22 protein-coding genes and 1 tRNA gene are annotated in these 16,988 nt (G+C 66.6%); 4 read left to right on the forward strand and 19 right to left on the reverse strand.

Going from position 1 to position 16,988, the window contains the following annotated elements; genetic code table 11:
- Positions 1–18: 18 nt before the first annotated feature.
- Positions 19–2,100 (reverse strand): PQQ-dependent dehydrogenase, methanol/ethanol family, encoded by a 2,082-nt coding sequence (locus tag DFR41_RS00980; RefSeq protein WP_114801393.1) that lies wholly within the window; start codon positions 2,098–2,100, stop codon positions 19–21.
- Between the two features lie 148 nt (positions 2,101–2,248).
- Between DFR41_RS00980 and DFR41_RS00985 the strand changes: the two genes are divergently transcribed.
- From DFR41_RS00985 to DFR41_RS00995, 3 genes are all read left to right on the forward strand, one after another.
- Positions 2,249–3,448 (forward strand): helix-turn-helix domain-containing protein, encoded by a 1,200-nt coding sequence (locus DFR41_RS00985; RefSeq protein WP_114802129.1) that lies wholly within the window; start codon positions 2,249–2,251, stop codon positions 3,446–3,448.
- A 208-nt stretch (positions 3,449–3,656) separates the two neighbouring features.
- The gene (locus tag DFR41_RS00990; protein WP_114802130.1) at positions 3,657–4,649 is read left to right on the forward strand and encodes a thiamine pyrophosphate-dependent dehydrogenase E1 component subunit alpha; all 993 of its coding nucleotides are present in this window, start codon (positions 3,657–3,659) and stop codon (positions 4,647–4,649) included.
- Positions 4,640–5,641, forward strand: a complete 1,002-nt coding sequence (locus DFR41_RS00995; RefSeq protein ID WP_425326674.1) for an alpha-ketoacid dehydrogenase subunit beta — start codon at positions 4,640–4,642, stop codon at positions 5,639–5,641. The genes DFR41_RS00990 and DFR41_RS00995 overlap by 10 nt, the downstream gene beginning before the upstream one ends.
- A 102-nt stretch (positions 5,642–5,743) precedes the next feature.
- Here the strand turns inward: DFR41_RS00995 and DFR41_RS01000 are convergent, their stop codons facing one another.
- On the reverse strand, positions 5,744–6,181 hold the full coding sequence (locus DFR41_RS01000) for a hypothetical protein (protein WP_114801394.1): 438 nt from the start codon (positions 6,179–6,181) through the stop codon (positions 5,744–5,746).
- A gap of 267 nt (positions 6,182–6,448) precedes the next feature.
- Here DFR41_RS01000 and DFR41_RS01005 point away from each other — a divergent pair, with 267 nt between their 5' ends.
- A complete protein-coding gene (locus DFR41_RS01005) occupies positions 6,449–7,459 on the forward strand; it encodes a Bug family tripartite tricarboxylate transporter substrate binding protein (protein WP_114801395.1) in 1,011 nt (336 codons plus the stop codon).
- Between the two features lie 72 nt (positions 7,460–7,531).
- Here the strand turns inward: DFR41_RS01005 and DFR41_RS01010 are convergent, their stop codons facing one another.
- The 17 genes from DFR41_RS01010 to rpsN all read right to left on the reverse strand — a co-directional run bounded on the left by DFR41_RS01010 (position 7,532) and on the right by rpsN (position 16,986).
- Entirely contained in the window at positions 7,532–7,861 is a 330-nt protein-coding gene (locus DFR41_RS01010; protein WP_114801396.1) for a DUF1840 domain-containing protein, read from the reverse strand.
- A gap of 82 nt (positions 7,862–7,943) precedes the next feature.
- Positions 7,944–9,212 carry a class I SAM-dependent methyltransferase gene (locus DFR41_RS01015; RefSeq protein WP_114801397.1) on the reverse strand — a complete coding sequence of 423 codons (1,269 nt, stop codon included), beginning with the start codon at positions 9,210–9,212 and terminating at the stop codon, positions 7,944–7,946.
- A gap of 108 nt (positions 9,213–9,320) precedes the next feature.
- A tRNA-Met gene (locus tag DFR41_RS01020) sits at positions 9,321–9,397 on the reverse strand.
- Between the two features lie 19 nt (positions 9,398–9,416).
- A complete protein-coding gene (rplQ, locus tag DFR41_RS01025; protein ID WP_017758446.1) occupies positions 9,417–9,815 on the reverse strand; it encodes a 50S ribosomal protein L17 in 399 nt (132 codons plus the stop codon).
- Between the two features lie 79 nt (positions 9,816–9,894).
- Complete coding sequence (locus tag DFR41_RS01030; RefSeq protein WP_017758445.1) at positions 9,895–10,887, reverse strand: DNA-directed RNA polymerase subunit alpha; 993 nt, start codon at positions 10,885–10,887, stop codon at positions 9,895–9,897.
- A gap of 140 nt (positions 10,888–11,027) precedes the next feature.
- Positions 11,028–11,651 (reverse strand): 30S ribosomal protein S4, encoded by a 624-nt coding sequence (gene rpsD, locus DFR41_RS01035; RefSeq protein ID WP_017758444.1) that lies wholly within the window; start codon positions 11,649–11,651, stop codon positions 11,028–11,030.
- 143 nt (positions 11,652–11,794) lie between these two features.
- Entirely contained in the window at positions 11,795–12,199 is a 405-nt protein-coding gene (gene rpsK, locus DFR41_RS01040; RefSeq protein ID WP_017760904.1) for a 30S ribosomal protein S11, read from the reverse strand.
- Between the two features lie 12 nt (positions 12,200–12,211).
- Positions 12,212–12,577, reverse strand: a complete 366-nt coding sequence (rpsM, locus tag DFR41_RS01045) for a 30S ribosomal protein S13 (RefSeq protein WP_017760905.1) — start codon at positions 12,575–12,577, stop codon at positions 12,212–12,214.
- A gap of 23 nt (positions 12,578–12,600) precedes the next feature.
- Entirely contained in the window at positions 12,601–12,714 is a 114-nt protein-coding gene (rpmJ, locus tag DFR41_RS01050; protein ID WP_017760906.1) for a 50S ribosomal protein L36, read from the reverse strand.
- 98 nt (positions 12,715–12,812) lie between these two features.
- The gene (gene secY / locus DFR41_RS01055) at positions 12,813–14,132 is read right to left on the reverse strand and encodes a preprotein translocase subunit SecY (RefSeq protein ID WP_017760907.1); all 1,320 of its coding nucleotides are present in this window, start codon (positions 14,130–14,132) and stop codon (positions 12,813–12,815) included.
- A gap of 26 nt (positions 14,133–14,158) precedes the next feature.
- Positions 14,159–14,590 carry a 50S ribosomal protein L15 gene (gene rplO, locus DFR41_RS01060; RefSeq protein WP_114801398.1) on the reverse strand — a complete coding sequence of 144 codons (432 nt, stop codon included), beginning with the start codon at positions 14,588–14,590 and terminating at the stop codon, positions 14,159–14,161.
- A 1-nt stretch (position 14,591) separates the two neighbouring features.
- Complete coding sequence (gene rpmD, locus DFR41_RS01065; RefSeq protein ID WP_017760909.1) at positions 14,592–14,777, reverse strand: 50S ribosomal protein L30; 186 nt, start codon at positions 14,775–14,777, stop codon at positions 14,592–14,594.
- Between the two features lie 14 nt (positions 14,778–14,791).
- A complete protein-coding gene (gene rpsE, locus DFR41_RS01070) occupies positions 14,792–15,310 on the reverse strand; it encodes a 30S ribosomal protein S5 (RefSeq protein WP_017760910.1) in 519 nt (172 codons plus the stop codon).
- A gap of 26 nt (positions 15,311–15,336) precedes the next feature.
- Positions 15,337–15,702, reverse strand: a complete 366-nt coding sequence (gene rplR / locus DFR41_RS01075) for a 50S ribosomal protein L18 (protein ID WP_043117689.1) — start codon at positions 15,700–15,702, stop codon at positions 15,337–15,339.
- Between the two features lie 11 nt (positions 15,703–15,713).
- Complete coding sequence (gene rplF, locus DFR41_RS01080; RefSeq protein ID WP_043117684.1) at positions 15,714–16,247, reverse strand: 50S ribosomal protein L6; 534 nt, start codon at positions 16,245–16,247, stop codon at positions 15,714–15,716.
- Positions 16,248–16,264: 17 nt separating this feature from the next.
- Positions 16,265–16,660 (reverse strand): 30S ribosomal protein S8, encoded by a 396-nt coding sequence (gene rpsH, locus DFR41_RS01085; protein WP_017760913.1) that lies wholly within the window; start codon positions 16,658–16,660, stop codon positions 16,265–16,267.
- A 20-nt stretch (positions 16,661–16,680) separates the two neighbouring features.
- Positions 16,681–16,986, reverse strand: coding sequence for a 30S ribosomal protein S14 (gene rpsN / locus DFR41_RS01090; RefSeq protein WP_043117682.1), 306 nt, complete (start codon positions 16,984–16,986; stop codon positions 16,681–16,683).
- Positions 16,987–16,988 lie beyond the last annotated feature (2 nt).

Below are 16,988 nucleotides of genomic sequence, written 5' to 3' on the forward strand. Positions count from 1 at the left end.
CAGCCTGGGGGAGGCTTCTTACTTTGGTCTGATGGCGTCAGCGGTGCCCTGGATGAAGGCCTTGATCGCCTCCACGTCCTCCATGCTCAGCTTGCCGGTGAAGTCCGGCATGCCCCGCGACATGGCCGGCCCCTTGAAGACGAACTTGTCCAGGTTCTCGATGTACGGCGCCCCCAGGTAGCCCAGGTTGGGAATGTTGCCGCCCCGGTCCACGCCCGGCACGCCGTGGCAGAAGACGCAGTTGCTCACGTACAGCCCCGTACCGGCCTGCACCTTGGCGGGGTCGTACTTCACGCCCTGCAGCAGCTTGTCCATGCGGTACTGCACGAACTCCGGCATCTTGGCGGTGCCGCCCACCGCGAAGGTGTAGACGGTGCCGGGCCCCTGCCGCTCGCTGGCACGCTGCGCCAGGCCGTACACGCCGCCCCAGCCCACGGCCACCGACACGTACTGCTTGCCATCGACCATGTAGGTGGACGGGGCCGCCACTACGCCGGTGCCGGTGGGCGTCTCCCACAGCTTCTTGCCATCGCGGGCGTCGTAGGCCACCAGGCGCCCGTCGGCCGTCCCCTGGAAGACCAGGTTGCCGGCCGTGGTGAGCGTGCCGCCGTTCCACGGCGAGACATGCTCGACACCCCAGGCCTCCTTCTGCTTGACCGGGTCCCAGGCCACAAGGCGGCCCATGGGCTTGCTCTTGGGCGGCTCGGCATTGGCGAACTTCGCAAGATTCCAGCCCAGGTCCGAGTGGGGACGCAGTGGCGCGTTCTCGTTGAACTTCCAGTCCTTGTCGTCCATCAGCGTGATCGGCACATGCTGCGCCGGCAGGTAGACCAGGCCCGTCTTGGGATTGAAGGACATGGGATGCCAGTTGTGCGCACCGAAGGGGCCCGGGATCGAATCGTTCGGCTTGGTGCCGTCCCGGGCGGCGGCGACCTCGATCGGCCGTCCGTTCTTGTCGTATCCAGTGGCCCAGTTCACCTCGACGAAGTTCTTGGCCGAGATGAACTTGCCGTTGGTGCGGTCGATGACGAAGAAGAAGCCGTTCTTGGGCGCATGCAGGATCACCTTGCGCGGCTTGCCGTCCAGCTTGATGTCGGCCAGGATCATCGGCTGTGTGGAGGTGTAGTCCCAGTTGTCGCCCGGCGTCTCCTGATAGTGCCACTTGTATTTGCCGGTGTCCGGGTCCAGCGCCACGATGGACGCCAGGTACAGGTTGTCGCCGCCGGCCGGGCTGCGCTTGCTGCGCGCCCACGGCGAGCCGTTGCCGGTGCCGATGTACATGGTGTTGAGCTCAGGGTCGAAGGCCATGGTGTCCCACACCGTGCCGCCGCCGCCGCTTTCCCACCACTTGCCGGCCGGGTCCCAGGTCTTGGCGGCCCGGGCCTGGGCCTCGTCCTCGAACGGCTTGGACGGGTCGCCCGGCACGGTGAACCAGCGCCACTTCTGGTCGCCGGTCTCGGCGTCGTAGGCAGTGATGTAGCCGCGCACGCCGTACTCGGCGCCCCCGTTGCCGATGATGACCTTGCCCTTGAACACCCGCGGCGCCCCGGTGATGGTGTAGCTGCGGGCATGGTCGATGAGCGTGTCCTTCTCCCACAGCTTGTTGCCCGTGGCCGCGTCCAGCGCGATCAGCCGGCCATCGAAGGCACCAACGTAGACCTTGCCCTTCCACAGCGCCACGCCGCGGTTGACCACGTCGCAGCAGCCGCGGTAGCCCTTGGCGCGATCGACCTGCGGATCGAAAGTCCACAGCCGCTGGCCGGTGCGCACGTCGATGGCATGCACCACGCTCCAGGAGGCCGTCACGTACATCACGCCGTCGACCACCAGCGGCGTGGCCTCGACGCCGCGCGTGGATTCGAGGTTGTACGACCAGACCAGGCCCAGTTGGCCCACGTTGCCGGTGTCGAGCTGGTCGAGCCGGCTGTAGCGGGTCTCGGCGTAGTCCAGGCCGACGCTGGGCCATTCGGGCGTCTTCTGGGCATTGGCCCGGATGAAGTTGCCGTCGACCTTGGCGGCGGGTGCCGCCTTGGGGGCGGGCGTCTGGGCCTGGGCCAGGCAGGCCCAGGCGGCCAGTGCCGCGAGCGCAAGAAGCCTCATCGTGTGTCTCCTTATCGGGTTCTTTGTTGAAGCAAGGCCCATCGAGGATGCCGCCTCACGGGGGCGGCCTTCACCTTCGGGAATTCCCGGGTGCTGGGCTGTTCCATTGCGGAACACAGTCAGCCGCAGCCGAAGGAGATGCCTCTTGCTGCAAGCCCAGGACCCCGGCGCGCACACGCTGCGCCAGCTCTTCGCCACCACCCCGGAGCAGCGCACCGCGCAGGCGCGAGCCCGCTTCTTCGACGAGGGCGACCGGCCCTCGGGCCTGGTGGGCGAAGACGTGCTGCAGTCCTGGATGCGCTGCCGCCGCCGGCACGAGGACCCGACCCGCACAATCGCCTTCGACCCGGTCACGCCCAGCCGGCTGCATGGCGCGCTGTCGCGCAACCGCGCCCTGCTCGATGCCGCGGGCGCCGAACTCGCGGCGATGGAAGGTGCCCTGTCGGGCACGGACTGCCGCGTCATCCTCACCGACCGCGAGGGCGTGCTGCTGCATGTCACGCACCATCCCATGGCGCCGCAGCAGCCCGTGCTGGGCCGCACGGCACGGCTGGGCGTGAACCTGGCCGAATCGGTGGTGGGCACCACGGCGCCGGGCATCGTGCTGTGCACCGGGCAGGCCAGCACGGTGGAAGGCGGCGAGCATTACTTCGACACGCTCCACCAGGTGCATTGCGCCGCGGCGCCCATCCGCGGCGTCGACGGCCGCCTGGCTGGCGTACTGGACCTGTCGGTGGAATCGCGCCGCTTCGGCTTCGATGCCGGCTCGATGGTGGGCCTCTATGCCACGGTCATCGAAAACCGGTTGCTGGCACGCCAGTCCACGGAGCACCTGGTGCTGCGCTTCCAGGCCAGTCCCGCGTTGCTGGGCACGCCGCTGGAGGCCATGGCCGGCGTGACGCAGGACGGACGCGTGGCCTGGCTGAACACGGCAGCCTCGCGCCTTCTCGGGCCGCTGCCGCGCGATCCGCTGGCGCGCTCGGCCGTGCGCCTGTTCGGCCGCGACCTGCACGGGCTGCTGCGGCTCGCCGGTGGCGAGGGTGCCAGGCCGTTGCGCCTCACAAGCGGCCTGGGCGTATGGGTGCAGGTGCGGCTACCCGGCAGCGACGGGCTGAACCTGCGCCATGGCGTGGCCCTGTCAGGTCCCGGCCGTGCCATGGCGCCGGCGCCCCAACCTGCCGAAGCAGACACCGAGCCCACGCCCGCCACGCTGCGCGGCCTGCAGCAGGACCTGATCGAGCGCACCTTGCAGGAGAACGGCGGCAACATCGCCCGCGCCGCGCGCCAGCTCGGCGTGTCGCGCGGCACGCTGTACCGACGGCTGCGCCAGCGGCCATCGCCCGGCTGACGGGCGTCGCGGCAGCGGACGGCCGGGCGGGCAGGTTCGCGAGCCCTGCGGTCTCACCCCAGCTGTCGCCGCAGCGTCCCCTGCGCGTGGGGCGCGCACGCTAGCATGCCCCGACCGGCCGCCCGAGCCGGATCAGCAGAAGCAAGAGGAGACAAGCCCCGTGACATCCACGACCAGCGGCCCCGTGGCCCTGGCGCTGTATCGCACCATGCAGCGCATCCGTGCCTTCGAGAACGCGGCCGAAACGGCCAGCCAGGGTGGCGTGAGCGCCTATGGCCAGCAAGCCGGCGGCGCCGCCCGCGTGCGCGGCCCGCTGCACCTGTCCACCGGCCAGGAAGCCGTACCCGCCGGCGTCTGCGCCCATCTGCGGCCCAGCGACTACCTCACCTCCACCCACCGCGGCCACGGCCACACGCTGGCCAAAGGCGCCGACCTGGCGCGGATGATGGCCGAGCTCTTCGGCAAGGCCACCGGCTTCAATGGCGGCAAGGGCGGCTCCATGCACATCGCCGATTTCTCGGTGGGCATGCTGGGCGCCAACGGCGTGGTGGCGGCCGGCCTGCCCATCGCGGTGGGCGCGGCGCATGCGCAGAAGCTGCGCAGCCTGCGGCCCGACGGCAGCGCCAGCGACGACATCACCGTGTGCTTCTTCGGCGACGGCGCGATCAACCGGGGGCCTTTCCTCGAAGCGCTCAACTGGGCGCAGGTGTACGGCCTGCCGGTGCTCTTCGTCTGCGAGGACAACCGCTGGAGCGCCACCACCGCCAGCGGGCCGATGACGGCCGGCGACGGTGCCTCCGCCCGCGCATTGGCACTGGGCATTCCCGCGACGCCGGTGGATGGCAACGACGTCTTCGCCGTGCACGAGGCCGCCGGCCGGCTGGTGGCCGAGGTGCGCGCCGGCCAGGGTCCACGGCTGCTGCATGCCCTCACCTACCGCGTGAAAGGCCACGTGTCGGTGGACGTGGCCACCTACCGCGACCCCGCCGAACTGGCCGCCGCGCTGGAGACCGATCCCATCGCCCGTGCGCGTGCCCGCCTGCGGGCCGATGGCATCAAAGAGGCGCGGCTCGCACACATCGAACGCGAGGCTCTGGCCGAGGTTCAGGCGGCCCTCGACGCCGCCGACGCCGCGCCCTGGCCCGAGGCTGCCGCTGCATTCACCGATGTGCAGACCACGGGAGCCGGCCAATGGCGATGACGACGGACGATTCGACGGCGAACGAGATGCACGACTGGAGCTATGCCCAGGCCGCGTCGCACGCACTGGGCCAGGCGATGGCCGACGATGCACGCGTGGTGGTGCTCGGCGAAGACGTGGGGCGGGGCGGCATCTTCGGCCAGTACCAGGGCCTGCAGCAGCGCTTCGGCGCGCAGCGCGTGATCGACACGCCAATCAGCGAGGCTGCCATCATGGGCGCCGGCGTCGGCATGGCGCTGGCGGGTTTGAAGCCGGTGGTCGAAATGCGGGTGGTGGACTTCGCGCTCTGCGGCATGGACGAGCTGGTCAACCAGGCGGCCAAGAACCGCTTCATGTTCGGCGGCCAGGGCCGCGTGCCGCTGGTGGCGCGCATGCCCGGCGGCATCTGGGATGCGTCCGCGGCGCAGCACTCGCAGTCCCTCGAGGCCTGGTTCGCGCACCTGCCGGGCGTGGTGGTGGTGAGCCCCTCCACGCCGCAGGACAACCATGCATTGCTGCGCGCGGCCCTGGATTGCGGCGACCCGGTGGTCTACATCGAGCACAAGACGCTGTGGGGCCAGCGCGGCGCCGTCGATCCGCAATTGGCCGTTCCGCTGGGGCGCGCGGCGCACCGGCGCCATGGGGACGCCCTCACGATGGTGAGTTGGAGCCGACAGGTCCAGGTGTGCGAAGCCGCCTGCGCCCGCCTCGCGGCCGCAGGCGTCGCCGTCGACCTGATCGACCTGCGCACGCTCTGGCCCTGGGACCGGGAGACGGTGCTGGACAGTTGTGGCCGCACCGGACGGCTGCTGGTGGTGCACGAGGCGGTGCAGGCGGCCGGCTTCGGCGCGGAAGTCGCCGCCACGGCGGCCGAGGCGACGGGCTGTCGCATCGCGCGCCTCGGGGCGCCGCGCATCCCAGTGGGCTATGCGCCTGTGCTGGAGGCGCAGTCCCGGGTGGGGGCCGAGGCGATCGAGGCGGCGGCGCTTCTGCTGGTGGGCCGAGTCGCTTGAAGCGCTCCTGGCGCGGTCGTGCGAGCGGGCGGGCGGGTTGCGTGGACTCAGGGCGGACGCACGACGCGCCCGGAAGCAACGGGCCGCGCGATCGCCCGCGGATCAGGCGTCGGCCTGCGCCATGCACAGGTGCTGCAGCTGCTGCAGATGCGAGCGGAAGGCGACCGCCGCCACCCAGTCCCTGACCTCGAAGGCCGTGCGGGGCGGCTGCCCCGCCTGTTCGGCCACCAGCACGAGATAGCGCCCGGTGTCGGGGTCGGTGTCGAAACGCACCGAGATCGCCGGCAGCGCCAATGAGGCGGGTTCCGCCGCGCCCTGCCATTGCAGCCGGCAGTCGGCACTCATCGCCACGCGCATCGGAGAGCCGCCGCCCTCCCCCAGGCGCCGGTTGAGGGCCTGCACATGTTCGGCGGGCCCCATGGCGTCGAGCGCCATCACATCCTCGGTCGGATAACCGTCCATGCACCCCGCCACCAACAGGCAGGAGGCGGCGGCCAGCAGGCAGGCGGCGACTGCGCGAAGGCGGAAGGCAACGGTCATCGAGCGGGAATTCGGAAGCAAAGTCGCTGCGGCATGGGGCCGGCCGGAAAGGGATGCGGGCGAAAGACCGAGATTGTGCCGACTCCTGGCGAGCCGACGCGTATTCACGACGCAGGCGAGAGGGGTTTTCACCCATCGAGGCAAGATCTTGCGCAGTTAAAACCAGGTCTTGACCTTTTCCCGGGACTGCGCCTTCGCATGAAGGCGTGCAGCAGCTGCTCATCCCGCAGGCGGCCCCCGGGCTTCCCCCGTCAGGAGACATTCTTCATGCATTCCATTCCGCGTCGGCGCCTCGTGGCCGTGGCCTCCCTCGCTGCAGCGCTGCTTGGCGCCGGCAGCATCGCCCAGGCGCAGGACACGTGGCCCACCAAGACGGTGCGCATCGTCGTGCCCTTCGCACCGGGCGGCACCACCGACATCCTGGCCCGCGCCGTGGCCCCGGAACTCTCCAAGGCTTTCGGTCAGCAGTTCATCGTGGACAACCGCGCCGGCGCGGGCGGCAACGTCGGTGCCGAGATCGTGGCCCGCTCCGCGCCCGATGGCTACACGCTGCTGATGGGCACCGTGGGCACCCACGGCATCAACCGCGCGCTGTATCCCAAGCTGCCCTATGACCCGATCAAGGATTTCGTGCCCATCACGCTGGTGGCCTCGGTGCCCAACGTCATGGAGATGAACGCCGACAAGGCCAGGCAGTACGGCATCCAGAACGTGCAGGACTTCATCCGCTATGCGCGCTCGCATCCGGGGCAACTCAACATGGCCTCGAGCGGCAGCGGCACCTCCATCCATCTGGCCGGCGAGCTGTTCAAGAGCATGACCGGCACCTTCATGACGCACATCCCGTACAAGGGCTCCGGCCCCGCGCTGCTCGACATGGTGGCCGGCAATGCCGACGTGATGTTCGACAACCTGCCTTCGTCCATGCAGCAGATCAAGGCCGGCAAGCTCAAGGCGCTGGCTGTGACCAGCAGCCAGCGCTCGGCCGCCCTGCCCGACGTGCCGACCGTGGAGGAGGCTGGCGGACCCTCGCTCAAAGGCTATGAAGCCAGTTCCTGGTTCGGCCTGCTCGCGCCGGCGGGCACCTCCCCCGACATCGTCCAGCGCATCCAGCAGGAAGTCGCCAAGTCGCTGGCCACCGCTGCCGTCAAGGAGAAGATGCTGGCCCAGGGTGCCATCCCTGGCGGCAACACGCCTGCGGCCTTCGCGCAGCACATCGAGCGCGAGCATGTGAAGTGGGCCCAGGTGGTGAAGGCCTCGGGCGCCAAGGTCGACTGATCGCGCCGCCATGAAAAAGGCCGCATGCGATGCATGCGGCCCGATTTCCTGTGAGTGGGGGATCGAACGGGCTCAGGCGCCCCAGACGATGTCCTTGCCCTCGCCGTGCGACTCCTTGAGCATGTGCAGCAGCGGCGTGACCCGCTGGTGCAGCGACACATGCTCCTGCTCGGCTCGTGCCTCGTGGTCCTCGACGGCATGGGCGTCGTGATTGCCGTGGCTGGCCATCTTCGCCTCACTGGCGACCGCCGCCTCTAGCGCCGAGATCGCGGCGGGCATCTGGTCCACGGTGATGACACCGGGTGCGCCCGGCGTCTTGCCGATGATCTCCAGAAGATGGCGGGCGCTCGGTTCGAGCATCACCACATCGGCCGAAGCCTGGGATTTGAAGCGGTACAGCATGCGGCAACTCCTTTTCGCACTTGTTTGTTGTTGTGACCTGCGCCAGTGGCCGCGGTTCCCGGACTCCGGGTCGGCACGCTGCCTACCGCGGCGCGTACATGTAATCGCGCGAGAAAGGGTATAGCGACTGGGCCCCGCGCATGGCGTGGGACGAAATCTTGCCGTCGGGTCGGGCCGAGAGCATCTGGTGCAGGGCGATCCATCCCTGCTCGAAGCTCATCGCGCAGCCGGCCAGGTAGAGGCGATAGGCGCGCAGGATGCGCGCACCCCGCTCGGCGCCGGCGGTGGTTTCGAGCACCTCCCGCGCCTTGTCGAGCTGGGCTTCGAGCGCATCGGACCAAGCCCAGAGCGTGCGGGCGTAATGCGGCCGCAGATTCTCGGTGTCGACCATCTCCAGGCCCGCATGCGCGGTCTCGCGCAGCACGGTCGTCACGTGCAGCAACTCCCCGCCGGGAAAGATGTACTTCTCGATGAAGTCCCCCATGCCTGCGCCCAACTGGCGATAGTCGAGCTGGCCCGAGGTGATGCCGTGCTGCAGCGTCAGGCCGCCGGGCGCGAGCAGCTTGTGCACATCCTGGAAGTAGGTGCCCATGTTGGCGCTGCCCACATGCTCGAACATGCCCACCGATGAGATCTTGTCGAAGGGCTGCTCGGCCGCAAGTTCGCGATAGTCCATGAGGCGGACGCGCACGCGGTTCTCCAGGCCCCGCTGCGCGATCAGTTTCTCCACATGCGCGTGCTGGTTCTTCGACAGGGTAATGCCGGTGGCATCCACGCCGTAGTGCTCCGCCGCCCACAGCAGCAGCCCGCCCCAGCCCGAGCCGATGTCGAGGTAGCGCTCGCCCCGCTTCAGACGCAGCTTGCGGCAGATGTGGTCGAGCTTGGCCTCCTGCGCCTGGGCCAGCGTCATCGCCTCGTCGCGGTAGTACGCGCACGAATACACGCGGCGCGGATCGAGCCAGAGGGCGTAGAAGTCGTCGGAAACGTCGTAGTGAAACTGGATCTGCTCGGCGTCGCGTCGCAGCGTGTGCGAGCCACGGGACTTGGCGTTGCGCAGCAGGCGTGTCCACCAGCCGGTGTCGCTTTCCACCGGGTTGTCCGGCATGAGCGCGGCGGCAGCAGCCATCAGATCGCGCATGGAGCCTTCGATCTCCACGCGACCTTCGACATAGTCCTCGCCCACACTGCCGATCTGCCGCGCAGCGAGCTTGGCCAATCCGGTCCAACTCGAGAAACCCAGCCGGACCTTGGCGCCAGGGGTGTCGATGCGATGCCCGTCCGGCAAGCGCAGCGATACAGGAATCGGGAGAGAAACGAGTTGAGACTCGATCTTCTGAACCAGGCTCTGCATGACGAGCCATTGTGCAGAAAGTTTCCGGATTGTGCAGAAGCTCCTCGGCGGGCAGGCGCAGGCCGAGCGACCAAGAAAAAAGGGCCCTCAAAAGAGGGCCCTTGAATTTGGTTGCGCGAGGAGGATTTGAACCTCCGACCTTTGGGTTATGAGCCCAACGAGCTACCAGACTGCTCCATCGCGCGTCGAAGAATAGATTATATGTCAGTCTTGCGCGGTCTGCACGTCTTTTTCGTCAGAAATTTCCGGACGATCGACGAGCTCGACCAGCGCCATGGGCGCGTTGTCGCCAACGCGGAAACCCATCTTCAGGATGCGCGTGTAACCACCCGGGCGAGCCTGGTAGCGCGGGCCCAGTTCGTTGAACAGCTTGACCACGTTGTCGCGGTTGCGCAGGCGGTCGAAGGCCAGGCGCTTGTTGGCGACGGTGGGGTTCTTGGCCAGCGTGATCAGCGGCTCCACGACGCGGCGCAGTTCCTTCGCCTTGGGCACGGTCGTCTTGATGGCTTCGTGCTCGATCAGCGAGTTGGACATGTTGCGCAGCATCGCGAGGCGGTGCGAGCTGGTGCGGTTGAGTTTGCGAAGACCGAGGCCGTGACGCATGGTGATTTCCTTTTGACTTTAGTTGATCGGAGCAGCCGGATCAGGTACTGCCCCGTGGAGCGAGAAACCCGAAGGCCTCTCAGCGCTTGTCGAGGCCGGCCGGCGGCCAGCTCTCGAGCTTCATGCCAAGGGTCAGGCCGCGCGAGGCGAGCACTTCCTTGATTTCGTTGAGCGACTTGCGGCCCAGGTTCGGGGTCTTGAGCAGCTCGTTCTCCGTGCGCTGGATCAGGTCGCCGATGTAGTAGATGTTCTCGGCCTTCAGGCAGTTGGCCGAACGCACGGTCAGTTCCAGCTCGTCGACGGGGCGCAGCAGGATCGGGTCGAACTGCTGGGCACTGCGCTGGGCAGGCTGCTCGAACATGCCGGTCAGTTCGCCGCCTTCCAGCTGCGCGAACACGGCCAGTTGCTCGACCAGGATCTTGGCCGAGGCGCGCACGGCATCTTCGGCCGTGATCGCACCGTTGGTCTCGATCTCGACCAGCAGCTTGTCCAGGTCGGTGCGCTGCTCGACGCGGGCGCTCTCGACGGTGTAGCTCACGCGCTTGACGGGCGAGAACGAAGCGTCGAGGACGATGCGGCCGATCGATTTGGTCGGCTCGTCCGCGTAACGGCGCATCGTGCCGGGCACATAGCCGCGGCCCTTCTCGACCTTGATCTGCATGTCCAGCTTGCCGCCTTGCGACAGGTGGGCGATGACATGCTCGGGGTTGATGATCTCGACGTCGTGCGGCGTCTGGATGTCGGCGGCCGTGACCGGGCCTTCGCCTTCCTTGCGCAGGCTCAGCGTAACCTCGTCGCGGTTGTGCAGCTTGAACACCACGCCCTTGAGGTTGAGCAGGATGTTCACGACGTCTTCCTGAACGCCGTCGATCGACGAGTACTCGTGCAGCACGCCAGCGATCGTCACTTCCGTGGCTGCATACCCCACCATCGACGACAGCAGAACGCGGCGCAGCGCGTTGCCGAGCGTGTGGCCATAGCCGCGCTCGAAAGGCTCGAGCGTGACCTTCGCCTTGTTGGCAGCCAGTTGCTCGACCTGGATGGTCTTGGGTTTCAGCAGGGTGGTTTGCATGCGGACTTCCTCTCAATACCCCCGGCTCGTTACACCGGTAAGGCTGGTGAAGTGCCCGCCTCGAATGCCTTCGAGGGGGTACAAAAACATTCAAGGGTGGCGCTGCGCGGCAGCGCCACCGGTCGCCTCTGGGTCTCGCTTTAACGCGAGTAGAGTTCGACGATCAGCGATTCGTTGATGTCGGCGCCGAATTCGTCACGGTCCGGGGCCTTCTTGAAGGTGCCTTCGGCCTTGTCGATGCTCACTTCGACCCAGCCCGGAATGCCGACCTGCTGGGCCAGCTGCAGCGCCTCGATGATGCGAGCCTGCTTCTTGGACTTCTCGCGAACCGCCACGACGTCACCGGCCTTCACCAGGTAGGACGGGATGTTGACCGACTGGCCGTTCACCGTGATCGCCTTGTGCGACACCAACTGGCGCGCTTCGGCACGGGTCGAACCGAAGCCCATGCGATAGACGACGTTGTCCAGACGGCACTCGAGCAGCGACAGCAGGTTGGCGCCGGTGTTGCCCTTGCGGCGATCGGCTTCGGCGAAGTAGCGGCGGAATTGCTTTTCCAGCACGCCATACATGCGCTTGACCTTCTGCTTCTCGCGCAGTTGCAGACCGAAGTCGGAGGTGCGCTGACCCGAGGTACGGCCGTGCTGGCCGGGCTTGGAGTCGAACTTGGCCTTGTCCGCGATGGAGCGGCGAGCGCTCTTCAGGAACAGGTCGGTGCCTTCACGGCGGGAGAGTTTGGCCTTGGGGCCGAGGTAACGTGCCACGGTATTTTCCTTGTGGTTTCTGCCGCGGGCATTGCTGCCGCGGGAGCCATCAGTCGTTTCGGTCGATGGCGGTGGGCTTGTGAAAAGCGAGAACGCAAAAACGCGCAGACCGCCCGGAGGCGGACTGCGCAGGCGGCCTCACCTCAGATGCGACGACGCTTCTGGGGACGGCAGCCGTTGTGGGGCACCGGGGTCACGTCGGAGATCGACGTGATGCGGATACCCAGCGCAGCCAGTGCGCGCACCGAGGATTCGCGACCCGGGCCGGGGCCCTTGATCTCGACGTCCAGGTTCTTGATGCCTTGCTCGACAGCGGCGCGGCCGGCAACTTCGGAAGCCACCTGGGCAGCGAAGGGCGTCGATTTGCGCGAACCCTTGAAGCCTTGGCCACCCGAGGAAGCCCAGGACAGTGCGTTGCCCTGGCGGTCGGTGATGGTGATGATCGTGTTGTTGAACGACGCATGCACGTGCGCAATGCCGTCCGCCACATTCTTGCGGACCTTCTTGCGCACACGCTGTGCGGCGTTGTTGGCAGGAGCTTTAGCCATGCTGTTCTCTCTTTACTTCTTCAGGGCCTGGGCAGCCTTGCGCGGACCCTTGCGGGTACGGGCGTTGGTGCGCGTGCGCTGACCACGCATCGGCAGACCGCGACGATGGCGGAAGCCGCGGTAGCAGCCGATGTCCATCAGGCGCTTGATGTTCATCGTGGTTTCACGACGCAGGTCACCCTCGATCGTGAATTGGGCGATCTGGTCGCGGATCTTTTCGAGATCGGCGTCCGTCAGGTCCTTGATCTTCTTGGCGTAGTCGATGCCGCAGGCTTCGCAGATCTTGCGAGCGCGGGTACGGCCGATGCCGAAGATTGCCGTCAGGCCGATCTCGGCGTGCTTGTGCGGCGGGATGTTGATGCCAGCAATACGTGCCATGTGCGTCCTCTAGAACTCTCGAATCAACCCTGGCGCTGCTTGTGGCGCGGGTCGGTGCAGATCACGCGCACCACACCCTTGCGGCGGATGACCTTGCAATTGCGGCAGATGGGCTTGACCGATGCCGAAACTCTCATTTCATTTCTCCTAACTCTTACTGTGGCGACCCTAGGACGCCCGAAACACGATGTGCGTGCCCGGCTCGTCGCGGCAGGGCGTTCACTCGACCTTGCGTTCAACCACCCAACGTCGTCTTGAAGTTGGCCTTCTTGAGCAGCGATTCGTACTGCTGCGACATCAGGTAGTTCTGCACCTGGGCCATAAAGTCCATCGTCACGACCACCAGGATCAGCAACGAGGTGCCGCCGAAATAGAACGGCACGTTGTACTTCAGGATCAGGAACTCCGGCAGCAGGCAGACGAAGGTGATGTACACCGCGCCCGCCAGCGTCAGACGCAGCAGGATCTTGTCGATGTAGCGGGCGGTCTGGTCACCAGGACGGATCCCGGGGATGAACGCACCGCTCTTCTTCAGGTTGTCGGCGGTCTCGCGGCTGTTGAACACGAGGGCCGTGTAGAAGAAGCAGAAGAACACGATCGCTGCTGCGTACAGCAGCGTGTAGATCGGCTGCCCCGGGGCCAGCGCCGAAGCGATGTCCTTGAGCCAGCGCATGCTGTCGCCAGTGCTGAACCAGCCCACCACCGTCGCAGGCAGCAGGATGATGGACGAGGCGAAGATCGGGGGGATCACGCCAGCCATGTTCAGCTTCAGCGGCAGGTGCGAAGCCTGTCCACCGTAGACCTTGTTGCCCACCTGACGGCGCGCATAGTTCACCAGGATCTTGCGCTGTCCGCGTTCGACGAACACCACGAAGTAGGTGACCAGCACGACCAACGCCACGATGAACAGGGCCACGATCACGCTCATGGCGCCGGTGCGCACCAGCTCCAGCAACCCGCCGATGGCGTTGGGTAAGCCCGCGGCGATACCGGCGAAGATGATGATGGAGATGCCGTTGCCCAGGCCGCGCTCGGTGATCTGCTCGCCCAGCCACATGAGGAACATGGAACCCGCCGTCAGGCTCACCATCGCGGTGAACCGGAAGCCGAAACCAGGTGCCACCACCAGGCCGGGAGAAGCCTCCAGCGCCACAGCGATGCTGAAAGACTGGAAAAGAGCCAGACCCAGCGCGCCATAGCGGGTGTACTGCGTGATCTTGCGGCGACCGGCCTCGCCTTCCTTCTTCAATTGCTCGAAGGAGGGAAGGACATAGGTCATCAGCTGCATGATGATCGATGCCGAGATATACGGCATGATCCCCAGCGCGAAGACCGTGAAGCGCGACAGCGCACCACCCGAGAACATGTTGAACAGGCTCAGGATGCCGCCCTGCTGACCCTGGAACAGCTGAGCCAGCTGGTCCGGGTTGATGCCGGGAACAGGGATGTGCGCGCCGATGCGGTACACCACGAGGGCGAGCAGCAGAAAAACCAGCCGACGACGCAGGTCGCCGAACTTGCCGGTCTTCGCGAGCGTTGCCGCGTTGGTTGCCACTGTGCTGCCTTGCTTTCGCGTCAGGTTCAGGCGACGGAGCCGCCGGCGGCCTCGATGGCAGCCTTGGCACCCGCGGTCGCGCCGACGCCCGTCAGCTTGACAGCCTTCGTCAGTTCACCAGCCTTGATGACCTTCACCACCTTGGCGAGCTGGCCCACCAGGCCCGCTTGCTTCAGTGCCAGGACGTCGACTTCGGCCAGACCCAGTTGCTCCAGCGCCGTCAGGGTGACCTCGGCGTTGAACTTCAGCGAAGCCGACTTGAAGCCACGCTTGGGCAGGCGGCGCTGCAGCGGCATCTGACCGCCTTCGAAACCGACCTTGTGGAAGCCGCCGGCACGCGACTTCTGACCCTTGTGGCCGCGACCTGCGGTCTTGCCCAGGCCAGAGCCGATGCCACGGCCCACGCGGCGCTTGGCGTGCTTCGCGCCCGCTGCGGGCTTGATGCTGTTGAGTTCCATGTCAGAGCACCTTCACCAGGTAGGCGATCTTGTTGATCATGCCGCGCACGGCGGGCGTGTCCTGCAGCTCGCTCACGCTGTTGAGCTTGCGCAGGCCCAGGCCACGCACGGTGGCGCGGTGCGACTGCTTCGTGCCGATCGGGCTGCGAACCAGTTGGACCTTCACGGTCTGTTGTTGCGTCGTCATTGCGTCTCTCCTGCTCAGGCGAAGATCTCTTCGACCGTCAGGCCGCGCTTGGCAGCGACTTCCGAGGCGGTGGTCGAGTTCTTCAGCGCGTCGAGCGTGGCGCGAACCATGTTGTAGGGGTTCGACGAGCCATGGCTCTTGGCCACGACGTCGGTGATGCCCATGACTTCGAACACGGCGCGCATCGGGCCGCCGGCGATGATGCCGGTACCCTTGGGAGCCGGGGACATCATCACGGTGGAGGCGCCATGGTGGCCGGTCACTTCATGGTGCAGGGTGCCATTCTTGATCGACACCTTCATGAGGTTGCGGCGGGCTTCTTCCATCGCCTTCTGCACGGCGGCGGGCACTTCCTTCGACTTGCCCTTGCCCATGCCGACGCGACCGTCGCCGTCACCCACCACGGTGAGTGCCGCGAAACCCAGGATACGACCACCCTTCACCACCTTGGTGACGCGGTTGATCGCGATCATCTTCTCGCGCAGACCGTCCTCGGGACCTTCGTTCTGCGTTCTTGCCTGAATCTTTGCCATCTTGAATTCCTGTTCTGCGCGGGCGCTTAGAACTGCAGGCCGGCCTCGCGGGCGGCTTCGGCGAGAGCCTTGACACGGCCGTGGTAGGCGAAGCCTGCACGGTCGAAGGCCACCTTCTCGACGCCGGCGGCCTTGGCCTTCTCGGCGATGCGCTTGCCGATGATGGTGGCGGCGGCGGCATTGCCACCCTTGCCAGCACCACCCAGCGAGGCGCGCACTTCGGCTTCGGCCGTGGAGGCCGTGGCCAGCACCTTGGCGCCGTCGCCGGAGATGACGGTGGCGTAGATGTGCAGGTTGGTGCGGTTCACCATCAGACGCGCGACGCCTTGCGTGGCAATGCGGATGCGGGTCTGACGGGCGCGGCGCAGGCGCTGTTCCTTTTTGGTCAACATCATGCGGCCTCTTATTTCTTCTTCGTTTCCTTGATCACGATCTTCTCGTCCGCATAGCGGATGCCCTTGCCCTTGTAGGGCTCGGGAGAGCGGACCGCGCGGATCTCGGCAGCCACCTGGCCGACGCGTTGGCGGTCGGCACCCTTGATCACGATTTCCGTGGGGGTGGGGGTGGCGACGGTGATGCCGGCAGGCATCTCGATGTTGACCGGGTGCGAGTAGCCCACGGCCAGGTTCAGCTTGGTGCCCTGGGCAGCGGCCTTGTAGCCCACGCCCACCAGCGTCAGCTTCTTCTCGAAGCCCTTGCTCACACCCAGCACCATGTTGTTGACCAGCTGGCGCACCGTGCCGCTCATCGCGTTCGATTCACGCGACTCGTCGGCGGGCACGAAGGTCAGCTTGCCATCATCGGCCGACACCTTCACCAGCGCGTTGGCCGGGATGGACAGTTGGCCGCCAGCGCCCTTGACGCTGATCTGGTCGCCCTTGATCTGCACGTCCACGCCTGCGGGGACGGTGATCGGCATTTTTCCGACTCGGGACATTGTTCAGTTCCTCCGTCTTAGGCCACGTAGCACAGCACTTCGCCGCCGACGCCGTTTGCACGGGCCTTGCGGTCGGTCATCACGCCTTGCGGCGTGGTGACGATGGCCACGCCCAGACCGTTCTGGACCTTGGGAATCGCGCCGGCACCCTTGTAGACGCGCAGGCCGGGGCGGCTCACGCGCTCGATGCGCTCGATCACCGGGCGGCCGGCATAGTACTTCAGCGAAATCTCGAGGTTCGTCTTGCCGTCTTCCGTCTTGACCTGGAAGCCGTCGATGTAGCCCTCGTCCTTCAGCACCTGCGCGATCGCGATCTTCACCTTGGAAGACGGGACCGACACGGTGGGCTTCGCGACCATCTGCGCATTGCGAATGCGCGTCAGCAGGTCGGCGATGGGATCACTCATGCTCATGTTTCTTGCTCCTGCCTGGCTTACCAGCTGGCCTTGGTGACGCCGGGGATCTCGCCGTCGAAGGCGAGTTCGCGGACCTTGGCACGGGCCAGACCGAACTGGCGGAAGGTGCCGCGGGGGCGGCCAGTGATTTCGCAGCGGTTGCGCTGGCGGGTGGGGTTCGCGTTGCGCGGCAGCTTCTGCAGCGCCAGGCGGGCGGCGGCGCGCTCTTCGTCGCTCTTCTTCGCGTCGTTGGCGGTCGCCTTCAGTTCGTCGTACTTCTTGGCGTACTTGGCGGCCAGCTTGTCGCGCTTCAGTTCGCGCTGGATCAAAGCAACTTTTGCCACAG

Source organism: Pseudacidovorax intermedius (genome assembly GCF_003350475.1).
In the GTDB taxonomy this organism is placed as follows: domain Bacteria; phylum Pseudomonadota; class Gammaproteobacteria; order Burkholderiales; family Burkholderiaceae_C; genus Xenophilus; species Xenophilus intermedius.

What these genes read in the sequence shown, in the direction of transcription:
- rplQ (WP_017758446.1), bottom strand. Translation starts at nt 9,815, where the DNA reads ATGCGTCACGGCCTCGGTCTTCGCAAACTCAACCGCACCAGCTCGCAC.
- rplR (WP_043117689.1), bottom strand. Translation starts at nt 15,702, where the DNA reads ATGTTGACCAAAAAGGAACAGCGCCTGCGCCGCGCCCGTCAGACCCGC.
- DFR41_RS00990 (WP_114802130.1), top strand. Translation starts at nt 3,657, where the DNA reads ATGCAGCGCATCCGTGCCTTCGAGAACGCGGCCGAAACGGCCAGCCAG.
- rpsE (WP_017760910.1), bottom strand. Translation starts at nt 15,310, where the DNA reads ATGGCAAAGATTCAGGCAAGAACGCAGAACGAAGGTCCCGAGGACGGT.
- rpsK (WP_017760904.1), bottom strand. Translation starts at nt 12,199, where the DNA reads ATGGCTAAAGCTCCTGCCAACAACGCCGCACAGCGTGTGCGCAAGAAG.
- rplF (WP_043117684.1), bottom strand. Translation starts at nt 16,247, where the DNA reads ATGTCCCGAGTCGGAAAAATGCCGATCACCGTCCCCGCAGGCGTGGAC.
- rplO (WP_114801398.1), bottom strand. Translation starts at nt 14,590, where the DNA reads ATGGAACTCAACAGCATCAAGCCCGCAGCGGGCGCGAAGCACGCCAAG.
- DFR41_RS01015 (WP_114801397.1), bottom strand. Translation starts at nt 9,212, where the DNA reads ATGCAGAGCCTGGTTCAGAAGATCGAGTCTCAACTCGTTTCTCTCCCG.
- rpmJ (WP_017760906.1), bottom strand. Translation starts at nt 12,714, where the DNA reads ATGAGAGTTTCGGCATCGGTCAAGCCCATCTGCCGCAATTGCAAGGTC.
- DFR41_RS00980 (WP_114801393.1), bottom strand. Translation starts at nt 2,100, where the DNA reads ATGAGGCTTCTTGCGCTCGCGGCACTGGCCGCCTGGGCCTGCCTGGCC.
- DFR41_RS01010 (WP_114801396.1), bottom strand. Translation starts at nt 7,861, where the DNA reads ATGCTGTACCGCTTCAAATCCCAGGCTTCGGCCGATGTGGTGATGCTC.
- DFR41_RS01000 (WP_114801394.1), bottom strand. Translation starts at nt 6,181, where the DNA reads ATGACCGTTGCCTTCCGCCTTCGCGCAGTCGCCGCCTGCCTGCTGGCC.
- rpmD (WP_017760909.1), bottom strand. Translation starts at nt 14,777, where the DNA reads ATGACGACGCAACAACAGACCGTGAAGGTCCAACTGGTTCGCAGCCCG.
- DFR41_RS01005 (WP_114801395.1), top strand. Translation starts at nt 6,449, where the DNA reads ATGCATTCCATTCCGCGTCGGCGCCTCGTGGCCGTGGCCTCCCTCGCT.
- DFR41_RS00995 (WP_425326674.1), top strand. Translation starts at nt 4,640, where the DNA reads ATGGCGATGACGACGGACGATTCGACGGCGAACGAGATGCACGACTGG.
- rpsM (WP_017760905.1), bottom strand. Translation starts at nt 12,577, where the DNA reads ATGGCACGTATTGCTGGCATCAACATCCCGCCGCACAAGCACGCCGAG.
- rpsH (WP_017760913.1), bottom strand. Translation starts at nt 16,660, where the DNA reads ATGAGCATGAGTGATCCCATCGCCGACCTGCTGACGCGCATTCGCAAT.
- DFR41_RS01030 (WP_017758445.1), bottom strand. Translation starts at nt 10,887, where the DNA reads ATGCAAACCACCCTGCTGAAACCCAAGACCATCCAGGTCGAGCAACTG.